Annotated in this window: 21 protein-coding genes; 15 read left to right on the plus strand and 6 right to left on the minus strand. The window is 63.8% G+C overall.

Going from position 1 to position 19,830, the window contains the following annotated elements; translation table 11 throughout:
• The first annotated feature begins 54 nt into the window (after positions 1 to 54).
• From M2427_RS25315 to M2427_RS25335, 5 genes are all read left to right on the plus strand, one after another.
• Complete coding sequence (locus M2427_RS25315; RefSeq protein ID WP_109182616.1) at positions 55 to 300, plus strand: DUF4170 domain-containing protein; 246 nt, start codon at positions 55 to 57, stop codon at positions 298 to 300.
• Positions 297 to 1,022, plus strand: coding sequence for a lysophospholipid acyltransferase family protein (locus M2427_RS25320; RefSeq protein ID WP_280709497.1), 726 nt, complete (start codon positions 297 to 299; stop codon positions 1,020 to 1,022). The genes M2427_RS25315 and M2427_RS25320 overlap by 4 nt, the downstream gene beginning before the upstream one ends.
• On the plus strand, positions 973 to 2,343 hold the full coding sequence (locus M2427_RS25325) for a 3-deoxy-D-manno-octulosonic acid transferase (protein WP_280709498.1): 1,371 nt from the start codon (positions 973 to 975) through the stop codon (positions 2,341 to 2,343). The genes M2427_RS25320 and M2427_RS25325 overlap by 50 nt, the downstream gene beginning before the upstream one ends.
• Positions 2,336 to 3,352, plus strand: a complete 1,017-nt coding sequence (lpxK, locus tag M2427_RS25330) for a tetraacyldisaccharide 4'-kinase (protein WP_280709499.1) — start codon at positions 2,336 to 2,338, stop codon at positions 3,350 to 3,352. The genes M2427_RS25325 and lpxK overlap by 8 nt, the downstream gene beginning before the upstream one ends.
• A 200-nt stretch (positions 3,353 to 3,552) precedes the next feature.
• Positions 3,553 to 4,539, plus strand: coding sequence for a cysteine synthase A (locus M2427_RS25335; RefSeq protein WP_280709500.1), 987 nt, complete (start codon positions 3,553 to 3,555; stop codon positions 4,537 to 4,539).
• Between the two features lie 171 nt (positions 4,540 to 4,710).
• Here M2427_RS25335 and M2427_RS25340 read toward each other — a convergent pair whose 3' ends face one another.
• Positions 4,711 to 4,938, minus strand: coding sequence for a DUF2093 domain-containing protein (locus M2427_RS25340; protein WP_280709502.1), 228 nt, complete (start codon positions 4,936 to 4,938; stop codon positions 4,711 to 4,713).
• 174 nt (positions 4,939 to 5,112) lie between these two features.
• On the opposite strand from M2427_RS25340, the gene M2427_RS25345 reads away from it, so the two are divergent.
• Together M2427_RS25345 and M2427_RS25350 are read left to right on the plus strand one after the other, a co-directional pair.
• Positions 5,113 to 5,937, plus strand: a complete 825-nt coding sequence (locus M2427_RS25345; protein WP_280709503.1) for a dienelactone hydrolase family protein — start codon at positions 5,113 to 5,115, stop codon at positions 5,935 to 5,937.
• Between the two features lie 85 nt (positions 5,938 to 6,022).
• Positions 6,023 to 6,172 (plus strand): hypothetical protein, encoded by a 150-nt coding sequence (locus M2427_RS25350; RefSeq protein WP_280709504.1) that lies wholly within the window; start codon positions 6,023 to 6,025, stop codon positions 6,170 to 6,172.
• A gap of 279 nt (positions 6,173 to 6,451) precedes the next feature.
• Here the strand turns inward: M2427_RS25350 and xseA are convergent, their stop codons facing one another.
• Positions 6,452 to 8,086 (minus strand): exodeoxyribonuclease VII large subunit, encoded by a 1,635-nt coding sequence (gene xseA / locus M2427_RS25355; protein ID WP_280709505.1) that lies wholly within the window; start codon positions 8,084 to 8,086, stop codon positions 6,452 to 6,454.
• Between the two features lie 119 nt (positions 8,087 to 8,205).
• On the opposite strand from xseA, the gene M2427_RS25360 reads away from it, so the two are divergent.
• Genes M2427_RS25360 through M2427_RS25370 form a run of 3 tightly spaced genes read left to right on the plus strand, consistent with a single transcriptional unit; the run spans position 8,206 to position 10,063 of the window.
• On the plus strand, positions 8,206 to 9,216 hold the full coding sequence (locus tag M2427_RS25360) for an alpha/beta hydrolase (protein ID WP_280709506.1): 1,011 nt from the start codon (positions 8,206 to 8,208) through the stop codon (positions 9,214 to 9,216).
• Positions 9,213 to 9,764, plus strand: a complete 552-nt coding sequence (locus M2427_RS25365; protein WP_280709507.1) for a hypothetical protein — start codon at positions 9,213 to 9,215, stop codon at positions 9,762 to 9,764. Before M2427_RS25360 ends, M2427_RS25365 begins: the two co-directional genes overlap by 4 nt.
• Positions 9,764 to 10,063 carry a transcriptional regulator gene (locus M2427_RS25370; protein WP_280709508.1) on the plus strand — a complete coding sequence of 100 codons (300 nt, stop codon included), beginning with the start codon at positions 9,764 to 9,766 and terminating at the stop codon, positions 10,061 to 10,063. The genes M2427_RS25365 and M2427_RS25370 overlap by 1 nt, the downstream gene beginning before the upstream one ends.
• A gap of 346 nt (positions 10,064 to 10,409) precedes the next feature.
• Here M2427_RS25370 and M2427_RS25375 read toward each other — a convergent pair whose 3' ends face one another.
• Entirely contained in the window at positions 10,410 to 11,228 is an 819-nt protein-coding gene (locus M2427_RS25375) for an alpha/beta hydrolase (RefSeq protein WP_280709510.1), read from the minus strand.
• Between the two features lie 442 nt (positions 11,229 to 11,670).
• Here M2427_RS25375 and M2427_RS25380 point away from each other — a divergent pair, with 442 nt between their 5' ends.
• Positions 11,671 to 12,594, plus strand: a complete 924-nt coding sequence (locus M2427_RS25380; protein ID WP_280709511.1) for a LysR substrate-binding domain-containing protein — start codon at positions 11,671 to 11,673, stop codon at positions 12,592 to 12,594.
• 141 nt (positions 12,595 to 12,735) lie between these two features.
• Here M2427_RS25380 and M2427_RS25385 read toward each other — a convergent pair whose 3' ends face one another.
• Positions 12,736 to 13,800, minus strand: coding sequence for a hypothetical protein (locus M2427_RS25385; protein ID WP_280709512.1), 1,065 nt, complete (start codon positions 13,798 to 13,800; stop codon positions 12,736 to 12,738).
• 46 nt (positions 13,801 to 13,846) lie between these two features.
• Positions 13,847 to 14,647 carry a hypothetical protein gene (locus M2427_RS25390; RefSeq protein WP_280709513.1) on the minus strand — a complete coding sequence of 267 codons (801 nt, stop codon included), beginning with the start codon at positions 14,645 to 14,647 and terminating at the stop codon, positions 13,847 to 13,849.
• A 160-nt stretch (positions 14,648 to 14,807) separates the two neighbouring features.
• On the opposite strand from M2427_RS25390, the gene M2427_RS25395 reads away from it, so the two are divergent.
• Both M2427_RS25395 and purD read left to right on the plus strand, forming a co-directional pair.
• Positions 14,808 to 15,071, plus strand: a complete 264-nt coding sequence (locus M2427_RS25395) for a hypothetical protein (protein ID WP_280709514.1) — start codon at positions 14,808 to 14,810, stop codon at positions 15,069 to 15,071.
• 219 nt (positions 15,072 to 15,290) lie between these two features.
• Positions 15,291 to 16,574 (plus strand): phosphoribosylamine--glycine ligase, encoded by a 1,284-nt coding sequence (gene purD / locus M2427_RS25400; RefSeq protein ID WP_280709515.1) that lies wholly within the window; start codon positions 15,291 to 15,293, stop codon positions 16,572 to 16,574.
• Between the two features lie 20 nt (positions 16,575 to 16,594).
• On the opposite strand, the gene M2427_RS25405 is transcribed toward purD, so the two are convergent.
• Positions 16,595 to 17,053, minus strand: coding sequence for a nucleoside deaminase (locus tag M2427_RS25405; RefSeq protein ID WP_280709516.1), 459 nt, complete (start codon positions 17,051 to 17,053; stop codon positions 16,595 to 16,597).
• Between the two features lie 121 nt (positions 17,054 to 17,174).
• On the opposite strand from M2427_RS25405, the gene M2427_RS25410 reads away from it, so the two are divergent.
• Both M2427_RS25410 and rsmD read left to right on the plus strand, forming a co-directional pair.
• Positions 17,175 to 19,271: a pseudouridine synthase gene (locus M2427_RS25410; protein ID WP_280709517.1), complete on the plus strand. Its 2,097-nt coding sequence runs from the start codon at positions 17,175 to 17,177 to the stop codon at positions 19,269 to 19,271.
• Position 19,272: 1 nt separating this feature from the next.
• The gene (gene rsmD, locus M2427_RS25415; RefSeq protein WP_280709519.1) at positions 19,273 to 19,830 is read left to right on the plus strand and encodes a 16S rRNA (guanine(966)-N(2))-methyltransferase RsmD; all 558 of its coding nucleotides are present in this window, start codon (positions 19,273 to 19,275) and stop codon (positions 19,828 to 19,830) included.

Raw genomic sequence — 19,830 nt, forward strand, 5'->3', positions numbered from 1 at the left:
TCGTCGTGCTTGTCGACCACTGCTTTGCCGGGCAGCCTCTTAGGAACCGAACCCATGCCAGATAGTGCCCCGCAACAATTGCTGCATCTCGTGATCGGCGGTGAGCTGCTCGATCTCGAGCACAACACCTTCAAGAACCTCGACGACGTCGAGATCGTCGGCCTTTACCCGAATTACGCCGCCGCGCACGTCGCCTGGCGCGCCAAGGCGCAGAGCACGGTCGACAATGCGCAGATGCGCTATTTCATCGTCCATCTCCATCGGTTGCTCGACCCGAATGAAGAAACGAAGGCGCGTTGAAGAAACTGCTTCGCAATACGCTGCGAAGCAGCTGGTTTCAGCGTGCCGTCGGGGTCCTGGCGGCCGAATGGCTGCGTCTGGTCTGGCGGACCAACAAGTTCTCCTTCGATCCGCCGGACGTCTATGAGCGCGTCGAGGTGGAGATGCCGGCGATCTTCGCGTTCTGGCACGGCCAGCATTTCCTCACCCCCTTCATCAAGACCAAGGACTGGCACCAGGCCAAGGTCCTGATCTCGCGCCACCGCGACGGCGAGTTCAACGCCATCGCGGTGGAGCGGCTCGGCATCGGCACGATCCGGGGCTCGGGCGACCATGGCGGCGCCTTCCATCGCAAGGGCGGGGTCGGCGCCTTCAGGGAAATGGTGTACACGCTTCAAGACGGTTGTAATGTCGCGCTGACCGCCGATGTCCCCAAGCGTTCGCGCGTGGCCGGCCTCGGCATCATCATGCTGGCACGGGAATCGGGGCGGCCGATCATGCCTTTCGCAATAGCGACCAGCCGCTTCATCCGGCTCAAGAACTGGGACCGCACCACCGTCAACCTGCCGTTCGGGCGCGGCGTTCTGGTCGGCATCAAGGAAATCCGCGTGCCGCCGGATGCGGATGCCGCCGCCATGGAAGCGCTGCGGCAGGATCTTGAAGACACGCTGAACGAAGCGACCCGCCGCGCCTATGCGCAACTCGGCCGCCAAGGGCCTCAAGATGGGCCGGTCGATGGCTAGCTCGCTGCCCCATTCGGTCCCGAAGTCCCTGCCGATGACGCTGCGGATGTATCGGCGCTTGGCCACCGGCCTCGTGCCGCTCGCGCCTGCGCTGATCAAGCGGCGGCTGAAGCAGGGCAAGGAAGATCCCGCGCGCGTCGGCGAGCGGCGCGGGCTCAGCCAGGATGTGCGGCCGCACGGCCCGCTGGTCTGGATCCACGGCGCCAGCGTCGGCGAGGTGCTGGCCGCGGCGGCGCTGATCGAGCGGCTGCGCGATCTCAATCTGCGCATCCTGCTCACCTCGGGCACGGTCACCTCGGCCGCCGTCGTGGCCAAGCGATTTCCGCCCGACGTCATTCATCAATACGTGCCATATGATTCCCCGCGCTATGTCGCGCGCTTCCTCGATCACTGGAAGCCGTCGCTGGCGCTGTTCATCGAATCCGATCTGTGGCCGAATTTGATCCTGGCGGGTGCGGCGCGCCGCCTGCCGATGGTGCTGATCAACGGGCGGATGTCGCCGCGCTCGTTCCCGCGCTGGCGGCGCATGCACGGCACCATCTCGGCGCTGCTGTCGCGCTTCGACATCTGCCTCGCGCAATCCAGGACCGATGCCGAGCGCTTCTCCGCACTCGGCAGCCGCGACGTCGTCACCACCGGCAATCTCAAGCTCGACGTTCCTGCCCCTCCGGCCGATCCCGCCAGGCTCGAACGGCTGATGGCGGTGACGCGCGGCCGGCCGATCATCGTCGCGGCCTCGACCCATCCGGGCGAGGACGAGATGCTGGTTTCGGCGCATCGGAGCCTGGTCGGCGTCTTCCCGCATCTTCTCTCCGTGATCGTGCCGCGGCATCCGGATCGAGGCTCGTCGATTGCGGGACTGATCACGGCATCGGGCCTGAAGCCCGCACTGCGCTCGCGCGACGAGCCGCTGGCGGCGATGACTGACGTCTACGTCGCCGACACCATGGGCGAGCTCGGCCTGTTCTACCGTCTCTCGCCGATCGTGTTCATGGGGGGATCGCTGATCCGCCATGGGGGGCAGAATCCGATCGAGGCGATCAAGCTCGGTGCCGCCATCGTCCATGGGCCGCATGTCTTCAACTTCACCGACGTCTACGCGGCGCTCGACCAGAGCGGTGGCGCGCGCCAGGCCGACACGCAGGAGACGCTGGTCAGGCAGCTCGGCCTGCTGCTGGCCGAGCCCAGCGTGCGTGACAAGATGCAGCGCGCGGGCGCGGCCGTGGTCGAGGACCTCGGCGGCGCGCTCGATCGCACCATGACGGCGCTCGAGCCGTATCTGATGCAGCTGCGGATCGAGATGGGAGCTGCCAATGCGTGAGCCGGCCTTCTGGTACCGGCCGCGTTCCCCGAAGTCGCATCTGCTCAGCCCGTTGGGCGCGCTCTATGGCGCCATCACCGCACGCCGCATGGCGCGCCAGGGCTTTGACGCCGGCATTCCCGTGCTCTGCGTCGGCAATTATCATGTTGGCGGCGCCGGCAAGACGCCGACCGTGCTGGCGCTGACCAAGCTGCTGCGCGAGCTCGGCGAGACGCCGGTCGTGCTCAGCCGCGGCTATGGCGGACGCTTGCACGGCCCGGTCATGGTCGATCGCAAGCGTCACACCGCCACTGAGGTCGGCGACGAGCCATTGATGATGGTGCGCGACGTGCCCGTCGCTGTCGCACGCGACCGCCTCGACGGCGTGGCGCTGGCGAAGTCGCAAGGCGCCACCGTCATCCTGATGGACGACGGTTTCCAGAATCCAAAACTGCTCAAGGATGCCTCGCTGATCGTGATCGACAGCGAGCGCGGTCTCGGCAACGGCAAGGTGTTTCCGGCAGGTCCGCTCCGCGCGCCGCTGAAGCCGCAGCTCGTGCGCACCGATGCGCTGGTGCTGATCGGCGACGGCCACGCCGCGGACGATGTCGCGGCGGAGATATCATCGCGCAACAAGCCGGTGCTGCACGCGCGGCTGAAGCCGGAGGCCGCGTCGGTTGCAAGGCTGCTGGGCAAGCCCGTGCTTGCATTTGCCGGCATCGGCGACCCCGAGCGTTTCTTCCGCAGCTTGCGCGCCAGCAGCATCGAGATCGCGCGCACGCGCCCCTTTGCCGATCACCACATGTTTTCGCGCGATGAGCTCGCCGCACTTGCCGCCGACGCGAAAGCCGAGCAGCTCACGCTGGTGACGACAGAGAAAGACCTCGCACGCCTGCGCGGCACCGACGGCGTGCCCGATGGCATCGTGCCGTTCGCGGTCCAGCTCGAATTCGATGATCCGGCCAAGCTCAAGCAGCTGATCAGCGATCATCTCTACAAGGCCCGCGAACGTCTTTTCTCCAGGCGGTGATCCCGTAGGGTGGGTTAGACCCGCGACTGCGCAAAGCGCAGTTGCGGGGCGTAACCCACCCACGGCACTTTAGTTTGGCTCAAGAACAGAATTTCGGATCGCGCGCGCCAGACGCCAAAAACATTCCACGCATCGTTCGAACTAGAGAACCGAATTGCCCTCTCGCCCGCCTAAGCTTGTGGAAACACCAGGGGCAGGCAATGAACGGCGTCCGTACAGGTTTCCTCGACTCCATCGGCAATACGCCGTTGATCAGGCTGCGCGCGGCGTCGGAGGCAACTAGCTGCGAGATCTACGGCAAGGCCGAGTTTCTCAATCCCGGCGGCTCGATCAAGGATCGCGCGGCGCTCGCGATGATCGATGATGCGGAGCGGCGCGGCAAGCTGAAGCCGGGCGGTGTCATCGTCGAAGGCACCGCCGGCAATGTCGGCATCGGTATCGCGCTGGTCGCGAATGCGCGCGGCTATCGCAGCATCATCGTGATGCCCGACACGCAGAGCCAGGAGAAGAAGGACATGCTGCGGCTGTGCGGTGCCGACCTTCGCCTGGTGCCCGCCGTGCCCTATTCCAATCCCGGTCACTACGCGCGCTATTCCGGTCAGCTCGCCGAGGAGCTCGGCGCCTTCTGGGCCAATCAGTTCGACAACGTTGCCAATCGCGACGGCCATTTTCGCACGACCGGTCCGGAGATCTGGGCGCAGACGGATGGCAAGATCGACGGCTTTACCTGCGCCGTCGGCAGCGGCGGCACGCTGGGCGGAGTTGCGCGGGCGCTCAAGGAACGAAATCCCGCCATCAAGATCGCGCTCACCGATCCCATGGGCGCAGCGCTCTATGATTGGTTCACCAAGGGGCAGCTGACGAGCGAAGGCAATTCCATCATGGAGGGCATCGGCCAGATCCGCGTCACCGCGAATCTGGAGGGCGCGCCGATCGATGCCGCCTATCAGGTCACCGACGAGGAAGCCTTGCCCGTTCTGTTTGACCTGATCGAACACGAAGGACTGGTGCTGGGCGGCTCGAGCGCCATCAACATCGTCGGCGCCATGCGGCTCGCGCGCGACCTCGGTCCCGGCAAAACCATCGTGACCATCCTCGCCGACGGCGGCCAGCGCTATCAGTCAAAACTTTTCAACCCGGAATTTCTGCGGACGAAGAATTTGCCCGTTCCGCGCTGGATGACGTAGCAGGGACATGATCCCGTAGGGTGGGTTAGACCCGCGACTGCGCAAAGCGCAGTTGCGGGGCGTAACCCACCTCTTTGGTCTCCGCGGAAGCAGAAGTGGTGGGTTACGCCCAGCGAATTGCGCTTCGCGCAATCGCAAGGCTAACCCACCCTACGGCACCGGCCGGCGGCCTTACGCCTGCGGCTTCGGCGCGTTCGGGAAATGCCGCTGCAGCACGGCGGCGGGCGTGGCGTAGGCTTCCTGCAAATCCACGCTCCAGTACTTCAATTCGTCGAGCGGGATCCGCGTGTCCGATATGGCGCAGCGCACGAAGGTCCCCGGCGAGATCACGCGGAAATCGCCGTCGAGATATTGCACCTGGGCTTCGCCATGGCCCGAGGGGCCGAACTTGTTCAGCACGGTCGAAAGTCTCCGGGAGAGGCCTCTCCATGGAAACCCTGGAGGGCACGATGTGTTGGTCCTCAAGTAGCATAGATAGGGTGGCTTGTCCGCCCGTTAAACCCACCGGTTTGTGATGTTTTGCCGCCGTATCAGCGTGATAGTGCTTGAGGCCACCTCCTGCGACAGAATCCGATGCGCCCCAAACTGACCGCCCTGTTCCTGACACTGCTGATGTCGGCCGCGCAGGCCGCGCCGGCGCCGCAAGCCGTCGAGATCCCGCTGTCGTCAGGCATGCTGCATGCGCAGCTGTTCAAGCCCGACGGTGAGGGCCCGTTTCCGACCGTGATCGCGCTGCACGGTTGCGGCGGTCTCGGCAGCCATTCCGAGTCCGTCCAGCCGCGCTATCGCGACTGGGCCGAGCGCCTGCTCAAATCAGGCAATGCCGTGCTGCTGCCGGACAGTTACGGCTCGCGCGAGCTCGGCCCGCAATGCCGCGTCAAGGAGGTCCACGTCAAGGCGCGGCGCGAACGCGTCACCGACATCGCGGCCTCGCGCGCCTGGCTGATGAAGCAGGCCTGGGTGGCGCGCGACCGCGTCAGCCTGATCGGCTGGGCCAATGGCGCCAGCGCGCTGCTCTGGGCGGTGCGTCCGCAAAGCGCGGCGCGCGATGCGGGACCGGATTTCCGTGCCGCCGTCGCCTTCTATCCGGATTGCCGGATCTCCGCCGGCCTCGGCTGGAGCGCGCGGGTGCCGACGCTGGTGCTGATCGGCGCCAATGATGATGTCTCCTCGCCGCCGGCCTGCCGCCAGATGGTGGATGGCGCTCACGGCCGCAGCGCGCTCGCGCGCATCGTGGTCTATCCCGGCGCCTATCATGATTTCGACCGCCCCAACACGCCGCTGCATGCGGCAGCCGCGAGCACCGATGCTTCAGTTCCCGAGCGCGGCCATCTCGGAACCGATTCCGAAGCGCGCGCGGAGTCGCAGAAGGAAGTCGCGGAGTGGCTGGCGCGATAGCGCCGCGGGCTTGCCGCGCCGTAGCTCGTGAGAAGCGAAGGCGGGCGCCTTAGTTCGACCACGATGTCCGCTAAACGCATCTCTCATGCGCAACCGCTTCGTCATCTTCTCATCCGCATTGGTGATCTTCACCGTCGCGATCTTCCTGTTCGAAGCCAAGGCCGGCGCGCCCCCGCGCGCGCCTGACCATTGCGGCTTCTGGACCACCATCGACGCGGGATTGTCCTGTCGGTAGGGGCTGCGAGCCAACACTCGGCGCTGAAGTCGTGACAAGTCGTTGTTGCGTTCGTTGCAACGGCGCGCGGTCGTGCCGTATGGCACATTGCGCTCCCTCCCCCCTTGTGGGGGAGGGCGGGGGAGAGGGGTAGCCCAGCAAACGGTGCTGACTAGCGGCAACAGGGTCTTTGCTCAGATCGAGAGAGCACGCCGTGTGGTACCCCTCTCCCTAGCCCTCCCCCACAAGGGGGGAGGGAACGCGGCTGTGCGTGTGGCAACACCGCATCTCCAAAGGGCCTCAGAACAAACTGCCCTGATCCACCGGCTTGGCCACGCGCCTCAGTGCGGGCTTCGTCTCCTGCGCCGCGGCCTTCGGCTGCGCGCGCTTCGCCACAGGCGCCGGCCGATCCGCATCAGCGGTCGCGCCGACGCGTCCATCCGCGAACTCGATCGCGATCCGCGCGTTCGGTCCGACGCTGTCGGCCGAATGCAGCGGGTGGCCGGCCTCATCGCGCACCAAGGCAAAGCCGCGGGCGAGCACGCCGCGATAGGACAGCGCCGAGAGCAGCTTGCCGCTGTTCTCGACGCGCGCGTCCAGCCGCTGCAGCAGCGTGAGAAGCGCGCGACCCGCGCGCTCGGAAAGCCGCTGCGTGCGCTCGCGCTGGCGGGCAATCGCGTTGCGTTGTGCCTGCGCATTGGAAAGCTTTGAGGCACGCAAACGAACTTCAAGCCCCGCAAAACGGTCGCGCCGCTGCCGCAGCAGCGCGCGCGCGGATAGGCCGAGCCGTTCGCCTGATACCGTGAGCCGGTGCCCGGCCTGCGCGATCTGCCCGTGCAGCACCCGCAGCGTCAGCTTCGCGCTTGCCGCGGTGAACCTGCGGAAATGCGCATGCGTGTTGGCTTTCAGCCCGCGGGGCAGGGCGCCGCCTGCCGAATCCAGCCGCTGCCGCGGGATCGCCAGCAGATCGCCCGCCGACGGCAGCGCGCGTGCGGCCGCCCGCAACTCGTTGCGACGGCTTTCCTGGGCACGCATCCAATAGGCGTGGGTGCGGCGTCCGAGATCTGCGACCTCGACGAACAATTCGCTGCGCACCGGCACGGCCATCTCGGCGGCGGCCGTCGGCGTCGGCGCGCGCTTGTCGGCGACGAAATCGATCAGCGTGATATCGGTCTCATGGCCCACCGCCGAGATCAGCGGGATCATGCTCTCGGCCGCGGCGCGCACCACGATCTCCTCGTTGAACGACCAGAGATCCTCCAGCGAGCCGCCGCCGCGCGCGACGATCAGCACGTCCGGCCGCGGAATCCTGCCGCCCTCAGGCAGCGCATTGAAGCCGCGGATCGCGGCCGCGAGCTGCTCGGCCGAGCCTTCGCCCTGCACCTTCACCGGCCACACCAGCACGTGGCGGGGAAAGCGGTCCTCCAGCCGATGCAGGATGTCGCGGATCACGGCGCCGGTCGGCGAGGTCACGACGCCGATCACCTCGGGCAGCCACGGCAACAGCTGCTTGCGCGCCTCGTCGAACAGGCCTTCGGCGGCGAGCTTCTTCTTGCGCTCCTCCATCAGCGCCATCAGTGCGCCGATGCCGGCCGGCTCCAGCGCCTCGATCACGATCTGGTACTTGGACGAGCCCGGATAGGTCGTGAGCTTGCCGGTGGCGATCACCTCGAGCCCCTCCTGGGGCTTGAAGCGCATGCGGCCGTGCACGCCCTTCCAGATCACCGCCTCGATCTTGGCGCTCTCGTCCTTGAGCGCGAAATAGCAATGGCCGGAGGAATGGGCGCCGCGGAAGCCGGAGATCTCGCCGCGGACCCGGACATGGCCATAGGTGTCCTCCACCGTCCGTTTCAGGGACTGGGAGAGCTCGGAGACGGTGAATTCGGGCGTATTGGGCAGCGGTTCCGCAGGCGGCATCGGCAAACGATTCGGCATGTTGGGGTCGTTTCAGACGTTAAGGATTTTCGCCCGTAAGCGCGAATCCGCCTCTTGATCTCAAGAGTACTCTGTAATATAGAGTTCTCTATTGATTGTAAGATCAGGGAGTTTCGACCATGGCGATGCGTTTGCTGAAAGGTGCTTTGGGCTTGCTCAAATGGGGTCTTTGCGCGGTCGGCGCCGTGGCGCTGATCTTCACCGCCCTGATCGCGACGCCGCTGCAGCGGCCGCCGGAGATGCGCTCCGTCTCGGAATCCGTCAAGGGCATCGACTGGTCCACCCTGCCGCCGCTCGAGCGTTTCCAGGCCCGCGACGGCACCTGGCTCGGCTTCCGCCACTACGCCGCGAAGGGAGCGGAGACAGGTCGCGGCGCGCTCTTCATCCACGGCTCGTCCGGCTCCTCCGGCACGGTCAACCACGCCCTGACCGCGGCCCTCGCCGCGCATGGCGTCGAGACCTGGGCGCTGGATACGCGCGGCCATGGTGCTTCCGGCACGCACGGCGACATCGGTTACGTTGGCCAGCTCGAGGATGACCTCGTCGACTTCGTCGCCCATATCAGGAAGAGCGCGCCTGACCTGCCGCTCACTCTCGTTGGCCATTCCGCCGGCGCCGGCTTCTCGCTGCGCATTGCCGCGACGCCGATCATCCAGGATTTGTTCGTCCGCACCGTTCTGGTCGCGCCCTATCTCGGTTATGACGCGCCGACCAACGTCGCGCATTCCGGCGGCTGGGCCAATGCCGATGTCCCGCGTCTCCTCGGTCTCACCGCGTTGCGCAAGCTCGGCATCGATTGCTGCGCGCAGCTGCCGGTGCTCGCTTTCGCGGTGCCGCCGAATTCGGAACGAATTCTGACTTCGACCTATTCCGATCGCCTGATGCGCAATTTCGCCACGCACGGTTATCGCCTCGATCTCCCGGCCGTGACGCATCCGATGACGGTCTTCGGCGGCACTGAGGACGAGATGATGATATCAGCCAAATATGCCGAGACCGTTCAGGCCATCAAGCCTGATATCGACGTCAAGCTGATCGACGGCGTCAACCACATGGGCATGGTCACGAGCCCAAAGGCCGTCAACGCGATCGCCGAGGACGTGGCGACGCGTGGGATTGGCCAGTCATGATCGACAGCAAGGAGGCCTCCGCAGCGCTGGCCGATATCGACGACATCGTCCAGCGGGTGAAGCAGTCGCAGCTCTATGAGCTTGCCAGCATCGCGGCGCTGTGGTGGGGCGTGCTGGTTTTCGCCGGCAACCTCATCACCTGGCTCTGGCCGTTCTATGCGGCCTACGCCTGGCCCGTCGTCGACGTCCTCGGTGTCGGCGGCCTGATCGCGACCCGCCTGTTCACGCCGTCGCGGCGGCACGGCGGCGGCTTCGACATCAGGCTGGTGCTGGTGTTCGCGCTGTTCTTCGCCTTCGGCAATATCTGCACCGGCGTGCTCGGTCATTTCGGCCCGCGCGAGCTCGGCGCCTTCTGGCCGATCTATTTCATGCTGTTCTACACGCTTGCCGGCCTCTGGTTCGGCACCGCCTTCGTCGCCATCGGCCTCGCCATCATCGCGCTGACCCTGATCGGCTTCTTCTTCATCGGCGAGGCCTTCCCGCTCTGGATGGCCTTCGTCAACGGCGGCGGCCTGATCGTCGGCGGCCTGTGGATGCGGCGCATCTGATGGCCGAACTCGACGACATCATTCATCAGCCCCTGCGGCTGAAGATCATGGCCGCCCTGAACGCCCTGCCGGTCGCCTCAGGACTCGAATTCGCTCGCCTGAAAAAACTCACCGGCGCCACCGACGGCAATCTCGGCGCGCACATCGAGACCCTCGCGAAGGCGGGATACGTCGCGGTGGAGAAGGCCTTTGTGGGCAAGAAGCCGCAGACGACGGTGACTGCCACAGCCACAGGCCGCGGCGCCTTCGCGCGGCACGTGGCGACGCTGCAGGAGATCATTGCGGGGAAGCAGGTGTAGCCTGAAGCTTGCGCAAGCTCTTACCCTCCCCTGGAGGGGGAGGGTCGATCGCGCGCAGCGCGAGCGGGGTGGGGTGACGGTCCCTCCGCGACGAACAGTGCCCGTGGGGAGAGATCACCCCACCCCGTCATGCGATCTCGCTTCGCTCGATCACGTGCCGACCCTCCCCCTCCAGGGGAGGGTAAGACCGACTTGCACACCGCGCCCATTCGGGCGGCGCCATAAATTCGGCGGGCCGCGTCGCCTTCGCGCGGCACGCGGCGACACTGCGGGAAATCATTGCGGGGAAGCAGGTGTAGCACTGCTCACAACCCGCAATGTTCAGCATGGACGATGAGAGATGTCGTCAAGACCTGATGAACGAGAGCAGGTCGGGGTTGAGGACATCCGCATGCGTGGTGAGCATGCCATGGGGATAGCCGGGATAAGTCTTCAGCGACCCGTTCTTCAGCAGGTTGACCGCACGCGGCACTGAACTTGCGAACGGGACGACTTGATCAGCCTCGCCATGCATCACCAGTACCGGCACGGTGATCTTCTTGAGGTCTTCGGTATAATCTTCGAGCCAGGAGTCGACGGTCGCGTAGTGAGCGAGAGCACCGCCGGCCATGCCTTGGCGCCACCAGTTCGCAATGACCGCCTCCGAAGGCTTCGCCCCATCGCGGTTGTAACCGTAGAACGGGTTCTCAGGGACGAAACGGTAGAACTCCGACCGGTTGCCCAGCACGCCCGCCCGGATCGCTTCGAACCACTCCGGCGGTTGACCGGACGGGTTGTCCTTGCTCCGGTACATGTTCGGCGTCAGGGAAGCGACCAGCGCCGCCTTCGCGACGCGCTCCTGGTGGCGAGCGACATAGCGAGCCACCTCACCGCCGCCTGTGGAGTGACCGATGTGGATCGCGTCGCGCAGGTCGAGGTGTCTAGTCAGGGCCGCGAGGTCGGCAACCCAGTGGTTCATGTCGTTGCCGGTGCTGGGCTGGTCGGACCGGCCGTGGCCGCGCCGGTCGTGGGCGATCACCCGGTAGCCTTGGCGAAGGAAGAAGGTCATCTGGGCGTCCCAGTCGTCCGCTGTCAGCGGCCAACCATGGCTGAAAACGATCGGCTGACCTGAGCCCCAGTCCTTGTAGAAGATGCTGACGCCATCGGTAGTCGTGATCGTGGGCATCGAGTCGCTCCATCTGCGCTGTTAGATCTTTGTTGAAAGTTTGCGGACGGGGGTCAAAAAAACAGGCAGGCCCAAGCTGATCAGGCCACAGATCGCGCCCCCTGTCTTTCCAGAAGACACGATGTTCAGCGGCTTCGCCGGCGAGCCATTGCCGTGGTAACACCCGATCGCCGACGCGTTATCGCCGGATCCGGTGCGGCGCTATTCGTCGCTCCTGCGCATTCGCGCGCGTTTAATTGTCGAGGCCGTACCGAATTGCGATCACGCCGTGCCTATCGGCCTGGCGTGCCGGGATCACTTTGTTGAAGACGATACTATGCTTCGGCGAAGACATTGTTCGTTGTCCTTTTTTGTTGAAGACTGCGAAACGGTAAATCCCTCTTTGGCTCCTGACCAAGACCTTGTAGGCTTCAAGCTATGCCTGGAAGATATACGAGGGATCATGGAGCTCCGGCACCTGCGCTATTTCATTGCCGTCGCTGAAGAAGGCAGCCTGCTGAACGCCGCCGAACGGCGACTGAACACCTCCCAGCCGTCCTTGAGCCGGCAAATTCGCGATCTGGAAGCCGAAGTCGGCGTCCAGTTATTGGAACGCCAGGCGCGAGGCGTGACGCTGACCGCTGCCGGACGCGTGTTTCTCGATCATGCGCGGCTGGCGCTGCTGCAGGTCGAGGCCGCAACGGAAGGGGCCCGGCAGACCGCCCAACCGCAAAGGCCCGTCCTCTCGATGGGCTTTCTCGTCGGGCTGGAGGTCATGTGGCTCCCCCAGTTGCTGCGCATCCTCCGCGAGGAAGCCCCCGATGTCGACGTGACGCTCAGCACGCAATCTTCGCCAGAACTCGCACTGGCATTGATGCGGGGAAAGCTGGACATCGCTTTCCTTCGTCCGGAGAAAGACAACGAGGGCGTCGTCTTCAAGATATTGGCGAAGGAGCCCTTGATTGCCGTGCTGCCGGCCGAACACCGCTTGGCATTACGAAAGAAGATTCGTCCGCAGGATCTCGCCCGCGAGATCTATGTCAGCTCGGCAAGAACATCGCCGGTCTTGCAAGAGGTCATACAAAATTACGCATCTCGGGTCGGCATTACCCTCAAGGCGAAGTATGAAGGCGAAAACATATCATCGGCCATGTCGCTCGTGGCTTCCACAGGCGGAATTAGCCTCGTCCCGCTCTATGCGCAGAATATGCTTGCACCGAACGTCGTCGCCAGAGCTCTCGAGGGCGGCACGCCCACGGTCGATCTGGCGTTGGGATATAATCGGACCAATCCGTCGCCCCTGCTCCGCCGTCTTTTGTCCCGCGCGGATGAATTGGTTGCAAACGTTCAAAATCAGAGCATCATTCGCTACGTTGAAGCTGACTAGTAGCCGATGCGAGATAAAGCTGCCGCACGAGTTTATGGAATTACGGTGACAGTGCACTAAACTGTGTCAACGGACGCTTTGGTTTTGGCATTTAGTGCACTGTCACCGTAATTCCAAGGGCTCAACCCATCCTACGGGCTATTAGCGCTCAAGCTTCATGAGCATCGTGTCGATCTTGTCGAACAGAAAGCCGTTGTAATCCTGCGTCGCGTCTTTCAACGCCAATAGCTTGCACATGTCATCGACATTCAAGTTGACGATAAGCTTACCGTGCTCTCTGAGTGCACCGCGAGCAGCCGCCATTGCGCTCTCATGTGCGGCTGTTCGCGAGATTACGAAAGCTACACTTCGAAGCGCTTTTTGATAGAGATACTTCTCGGTCGTATAAATCTCGCCCTGTCGTATCGGGTCTTTGTAGTTCTTGCATTCGAATATTACGTATTGTGACTGAAAACGATCCTTAATCATTCTCCAGACATCGTCCTTCGACGCGACTCGCGCAATCAGATCGTATCTCGATAGGCCTGTATCGGTAACTTTTTGCGAGGACCAAGAAACTAGATCGGTCGTGAAGATGTACCTAAGCGCACCTTCTACGGCGAGTTCAAATTTTCTCGCGTGCTGCTTGCCGGTTTTGACGCCGGTTATCTCCTGACAGAGAGACGCACCTTGCGCTATCAAATTCTCTTCGGCCAAGGGTGCCACCGACACCGCGCGCGCAGGGGTGTTAAGAATCTCTGTCGACGGCTCGGCAGAACTAGCAGACGATATATCTGGACGTATCAACGTCTCACGTAGCAGCTCTTCCAACCGTAGAGCTAGATCGGGATGTTTGGCAGCCAAGGCCCTGAGCGAGTCATGGTCATAGATCGTCAGTCTAGGATTATCGAAAACCAATGCGCGCTGGAATTCGATGGGGATGCGTACAGACGTGACGATGACAGCTCGATCGAGTTGCAGGCTCCGGCGTATGTGTTCTACCTGCAATGCAGCCTTGAAGAGCGCGTCCGATGGAAGAGTTAAGGTCCGAAATAGCTTGATTTCGACCGCAGTTGTAGCCTTGGTCTTCGACGTCAAAATTAGATCAGCTTCGTATCGCACCGACCCCACTCGATACGATACATTCCGGGCGATTTCGAATCCCTCCGCCCGAAAAATCTCCGCCACTATCGCTTCAAACGATTTAAATCGATCCAATGTTGGCATCGCTCCCCCTCGACATTTAAATGATGTCCATCGCCCATTGACGCAGTCAGAAAGCTGCCTCTCTTCCGGCGGTGAACTCGCGATAATACTCGAGGCGCAGGTCGCTATCTCCTCGCTGATATCGAAATCGATACTCAAAGCGGTGCTCGCCGCCGAATGTGTCGTCAAATACGACATATCCATAGAACCAAACGGCGAGCTTTCGCTTCTGGAAGTTTACAGCGTCTCCGACTTTGAACGTTTCTTCCATTACACATGTCAACACTGCACTCGAACCACCCGGCGCGATCACCAGATCGTCCGGCATCTGTTCGCGAATAGTATACTCAACAAGCTTAGGAAACTCGTCCGCCGCAATGATCTGATTGCTCAACTCCTTGATGGTGGCATGCGTCTTACCGAAATTCTTGAAGGAGTACGCGACGGTCGGACTTTCCACGTCATCTTCGAACATACTCTCGGATTTGTCCCACCGGCCATATGTGCCAACAATCTTGCTGATTGTATTTCCATTGGTGGCCACGAACAGATGAGCGCGTTCCGCGCTTACGAGGGCGTTGGCAGACTTGCGAGCAGCTTCCGCAGCTATGCGGGCTGTGATGTCCGAGCGCTTCAAGTAGTGGAATTGACGAAGCGATACTGCCACCAGCGCCAGCGTGGCAATGGTGAGAGTAAACGTAAAGAACGCAACTGGATCAGAAGTCGTTCTTTCCCAGAGGTTCATGCATTCTTCCGTCTTGTGTCCAATCTCTTTGGCTTGCTCATAACAGTGTTGTCGCTCATCCTCAGAAGTCATATGCGACGATTGCCACCAAAGGACACCTACCCAGAACAGGGTGGCCAGCATGAAGCCAATCGGTATCTCTGAATGTCCGCGCGGTGGTCTCATGGCAGGGAAAGCATACTTGCGCAGATTGTGCGAAGCACGCCCGGCTACCCGATTTCCACAGGCTCTGATCGATGGTATTAATCGGGCCGCGCAAGAAATCCGATGGCGGCACCGGAAGATGATCAAGCATCCGAGCGAGGCAGACTTTGACGTTCAAGTTTCGACCTCTGGCGTGGTCGTGACTTTCAAGCCGACCAAGAGCGTTTACACGTTCTCTCGGCTGGCCGACCCCAATGACATCGCGCGTCACGGGCCGATCTTGCCGGGTGGGGCTGATAGCGTCTGGCATGCTGGGCCAACGGGCGATACCAGCGATTATTACGACCGTGAGGTCGAGCGGATGGCCCGCGATGTCGTGTTGAAGAAGCTGGCAGCGGGATAAGGGAAACTTCAGAGAAACCGTTTCCGGCCCGACGCTAAGCGCTACTTTTCAAACAAACCTGCCTTTCTCTGCCAAGCTCCATTCTCCAAAAGGCGGACAAGGGAGAGCAGCGGCTGCGCGTACCCGGAATGCCTGGGACTTCGCCCCACCCCCCTTGAGCCCCACCCCGATTCGTGCGACCTCCGCCTCCAGCAAAACCCCTCATTTTCTGAGCCTTCGATGCACATTCTCCTCCTCGGTTCCGGCGGCCGCGAACATGCTCTGGCGTGGAAGATCGCAGGCAGTCCCCTGGTGACCAAACTCTGGTGCGCGCCCGGCAATGCCGGCATCGCGCGCGAGGCGGAATGCGTGGCGCTCGATGTCGCCGACCATGCGGCCGTGATCGACTTCTGCAAGAAGAATGCGGTCGAGCTCGTGGTGGTCGGGCCGGAGACGCCGCTGGCGGCCGGCATCGTCGATGATCTCACCGCATCAGGCATCAAGGCGTTCGGGCCGAACAAAATCCCGGCGCAGCTCGAAAGCTCCAAGGGCTTTACCAAGGCGCTGTGCACCGAGTTCGGCATTCCCACCGGCGCCTACAAGCGTTTCACCAACGCCAATGATGCGCTCGCTTACGTGCACAGCCAGGGCGCGCCGATCGTGGTGAAGGCCGATGGCCTTGCCGCCGGCAAGGGTGTCGTCGTGGCGAAAACCGTGCGCGAGGCCGAGGATGCCATCGCCATGATGTTCGAGGGCGCGTTCGGCGAGGCCGGCGCTGAGGTGGTGATCGAGGAGTTTCTCGCTGGCCGCGAGATCAGCTTCTTCGCGCTGTGCGACGGCGAGACCGCCATTCCGCTCGCCTCCGCGCAGGACCACAAGCGCGTGTTCGACCACGATCTCGGCCCGAACACCGGCGGCATGGGCGCCTATTCGCCGACGCCGCTGGTGACGCCTCAGGTCCACGACGCGATCATGGCCAAAATCATTTTGCCGACGGTCGCAGGCATGAAGAGCCGCGGCACGCCGTTCCGCGGCATTCTCTATGCCGGGATCATGCTGACGACGCAGGGCCCAAAGCTGTTCGAGTTCAACGTCCGCTTCGGCGATCCTGAATGCCAGGTGCTGATGCTGCGCATGATGAGCGACATCGTGCCGGCGTTCCTCGCCGCCTGCGACGGCCAGCTGAAGAACTTTGACCTGCGCTGGTATCCGGAGTCTGCGCTGACGGTAGTGATGGCCGCACAAGGCTATCCCGGCGACTACCAGAAGGGCACCCGCATCGAGGGCCTCGATGACGCGGCCAAGGTCGACACCGTCGAGATCTTCCACGCCGGCACCGTCGCGAAGGACGGCGCCATCCTCGCCAATGGCGGCCGCGTGCTCAATGTCTGCGCGCTCGGCGCGACCGTGACCGAGGCGCAGGCGCGCGCCTATCAGGCCGTCGACCGCATCAAATGGCCGGAAGGCTTTTGCCGCCGCGACATCGGCTGGCAGGCGGTGGAGGCCGAGAAGGCCAAGATCTGACGAAAATGATGTAAGTCGATCTAACGCCGCTCGCGAAAGAACGCCTTGAGCAGCCGCGACGCCTCGCTCTCGCCGACGCCGGAATAGACCTCAGGCGCGTGGTGGCAGGTCGGCGAGGCGAAGAACCGCACGCCTGATTCGACCGCACCGCCCTTGGGGTCGGCGGCGCCGTAATAGAGCCGGCGGACCCTTGCAAAGGAGATCGCGCCCGCACACATGGTGCAGGGCTCCAGCGTCACGTAGAGGTCGCAGTCGACCAGGCGCTCGCTGCCGATCTTCTTCGCGGCCTCGCGCAGCGCCACGATCTCGGCATGGCCCGTGGGGTCGTAATCGGTCAGCGTCCGGTTACCGGCGGTGGCGATGACCTCGTGATCCCTGACGATGACGCATCCGATCGGAACTTCGCCCGCCTTTCCGGCGTTTTCGGCCGTTTTGAGCGCCAAATCCATGAAAGAGGGGCCTTTCAAGCCTCGTATCATCCGAAGAAACCTGCTAGTAGCTGCGCCTTCAGCAGAAGTGCTTAACCTGATTTTGCCTGAGCATGCGGCTCGGAACGAGCGCGCACAATGCTTAACGGCCACCCCCTGAGTGAGATTATCCATGCCTCGCGACAGCGACAAAGACAACGATTCCCGCGGCCGGCGAGGCCCCCCCAAAGGGGGCCGCAGCGGCAAGCCGCGCGGCCCCGAGAAGAAATTCGCCAAGCGCGGTTTTGAGGGCAAGAGCGAGGGGCGAGGCGACAGCCGTCCGCCTCGTGGCGACCGCGACAGCCGTCCGCCCCGTGAGGGCAAACCCTTCCGCCGCCGGGAAGAGGGCGATGCGCCGCGCCGTGATTTTTCCGACCGTCCCCGCTTCAAGCGCGACGATCGCGGCAGTGAGGGACGCGGCGAGCGCAGCTTCAAGCCGCGCGGCGACCGTCCGTTTTCCGATCGTCCGTCGCGCGATGGCGAGAAGCGCTCCTTCAAGCCGCGTGGTGAGCGTCCGTCCTATGGCCGCGACGATCGACCGCCGCGCAGCCGGGACCGCGATGATGCGCGTCCCGCCGGTCGCTTCAGCGACAAGAAGTTCGGCGACAAGAAGCCCTACGCGCCGCGCGGCGATCGACCGGAGCGGAAGTTCGACGGCGAGCGCAAGTTTTCGCGCGGCGGACCGGATCGCGAACGCGACCGTGGGGATCGCGGGCCGCGCGAGGATCGTGGCGAGCGCAGCTTCAAGCCGCGTGGCGACCGCCCGAATTTCGATCGTGGTGATCGCGCGCCGCGCGGCGAGCGTCCCGAACGCAAGTTCGACGGCGAGCGAAAGTTTTCGCGTGGCGCACCGGATCGCGAACGCGACCGTGGGGATCGTGGGCCGCGCAAGGATTTTGGCAGCCGCGATCGCGGCCAGGATCGCGGCCAGGACAAGCCCTGGCAAAAGCGCGATGACCGTCGCGAAGGCGGCCGCGGTGAAGACCGTCCGCGCTTCTCGCGTTCGCGCGATGATCGTCCGTCCGGCGATCGTCCGTTCCGCGAGCGGCCCAAATTCGATCGTCCGCGCGAGCGGCCCGAAGGCCGCATGGACTGGCAGGAGCATCCGCGCAACGAAGGCGGCTTCCGAGATCGTCCACGCCGCGACAATGAGGATGAGGGCAGGATCTTCGAAAAGCGTCCCGCCTTCGGCGGCCGCGGCGCCTATCGCGCGCGCGAGCGCGATTTCGAGGGACGTCCGCGCCGCGAGGAAGCGCCGAAGCCGAAGAAGGAAGGCGAGCGCATCGCCAAGGCGCTGGCGCGTGCGGGTCTCGCCTCGCGCCGCGACGCCGAGGAGATGGTCACGCAGGGCCGCGTCACGGTGAACGGCCGCGTCATCAACTCGCCGGCGCTCGACATCACCAAGAACGACGTCGTTCTGGTCGACGGCAAGCCGTTGCCGGAGCGCGAGCGCACGCGGCTGTTCCTCTATCACAAGCCCCGCGGGCTGATGACGACGCATGACGACCCCGAGGGGCGTCCGACCGTGTTCGACAATCTGCCCGAAGGCCTGCCGCGGCTGATCAGCGTCGGCCGGCTCGACTTCAACACCGAGGGCCTGCTGCTGCTCACCAATGATGGTGGCCTCGCGCGTACGCTCGAGCTGCCGGACACCGGCTGGCTGCGGCGCTATCGCGTTCGCGCCCATGGCGACGTCACCCAGGCTCAGCTCGACCAGCTCAAGGAAGGCATCGAGGTCGAGGGCGTCAAATACGGTCCGATCGACGCCACGCTGGAGCGCGACCAGGGCGCCAATGTCTGGCTGGTGTTCGCGATCCGCGAAGGCAAGAACCGCGAGGTGCGCAACGTCTGCGCTCATCTCGGGCTCGAGGTGAACCGGCTGATCCGCGTGTCCTATGGTCCGTTCCAGCTCGGCGAAGTCCCCGAGGGCCAGGTCGAGGAGATCCGTGCGCGTGTACTGCGTGAGCAGCTCGGCGACAAGGTGATCGAGAAGTCCGGCGCGCAGTTCGACGTGCCGAAGAAATCCGCCGAGGGCGATGCATCAGGCGAAAAGAAGACGTCCAAGCGCGAGGTCATCGCCGATCGCAAGGGCCGCCGCGTGGTGGTGCAGCGTACCGGCAGCGACGAGGCGCGCGAGCGCAACGAGGAAGAGGCCAACGGCTACGGCCCGCCGCGTCGCCCCAAGCGGGGCTATCACGGCAAGCGCGATCTGACGCCGCGGGACGAATAGCATGCGCGTCGTCGGCGGTCGCTTGAAGGGGCGCAATCTCGCCTCACCGTCTTCGCGTGACATCCGTCCCACGGCGGATCGGCTGCGCGAGTCCGTGTTCAATATCCTCGTGCATGCCTATGACAATCCGATTCCGGACGCACGCGTGCTCGATCTCTTCGCAGGTACCGGCGCGCTCGGCATCGAGGCGTCCTCACGCGGCGCGAAGTTCGTGCTGTTCGTCGACAACGGCGCCGAGGCGCGGGCGCTGCTGCGCAACAACGTCGAGTCGCTCGGGCTCGGCGGCGTCACAAAAGTCTATCGTCGCGATGCGACCGATCTCGGCCCCGCCCATCCCGTCGAGCCGTTCTCGCTGGTGTTTCTCGATCCGCCCTACGGCAAGGGCTTTGCAGAAAAGGCGCTCGCGTCCTTGCGCGACGGCGGCTGGTTGACTTCAGGTGCCCTGCTGGTGGTGGAAGAGGCAAAGGCCGCGCAGTTCGCGACGCCGGAAGGATACGAGGAGCTGGAGCGGCGGGCGTATGACGATACAGAGTTCGTGTTTCTGAAACGCAACGCTTAA

This window comes from Bradyrhizobium sp. BR13661, assembly GCF_029892425.1.
Classification (GTDB): Bacteria; Pseudomonadota; Alphaproteobacteria; order Rhizobiales; family Xanthobacteraceae; genus Bradyrhizobium.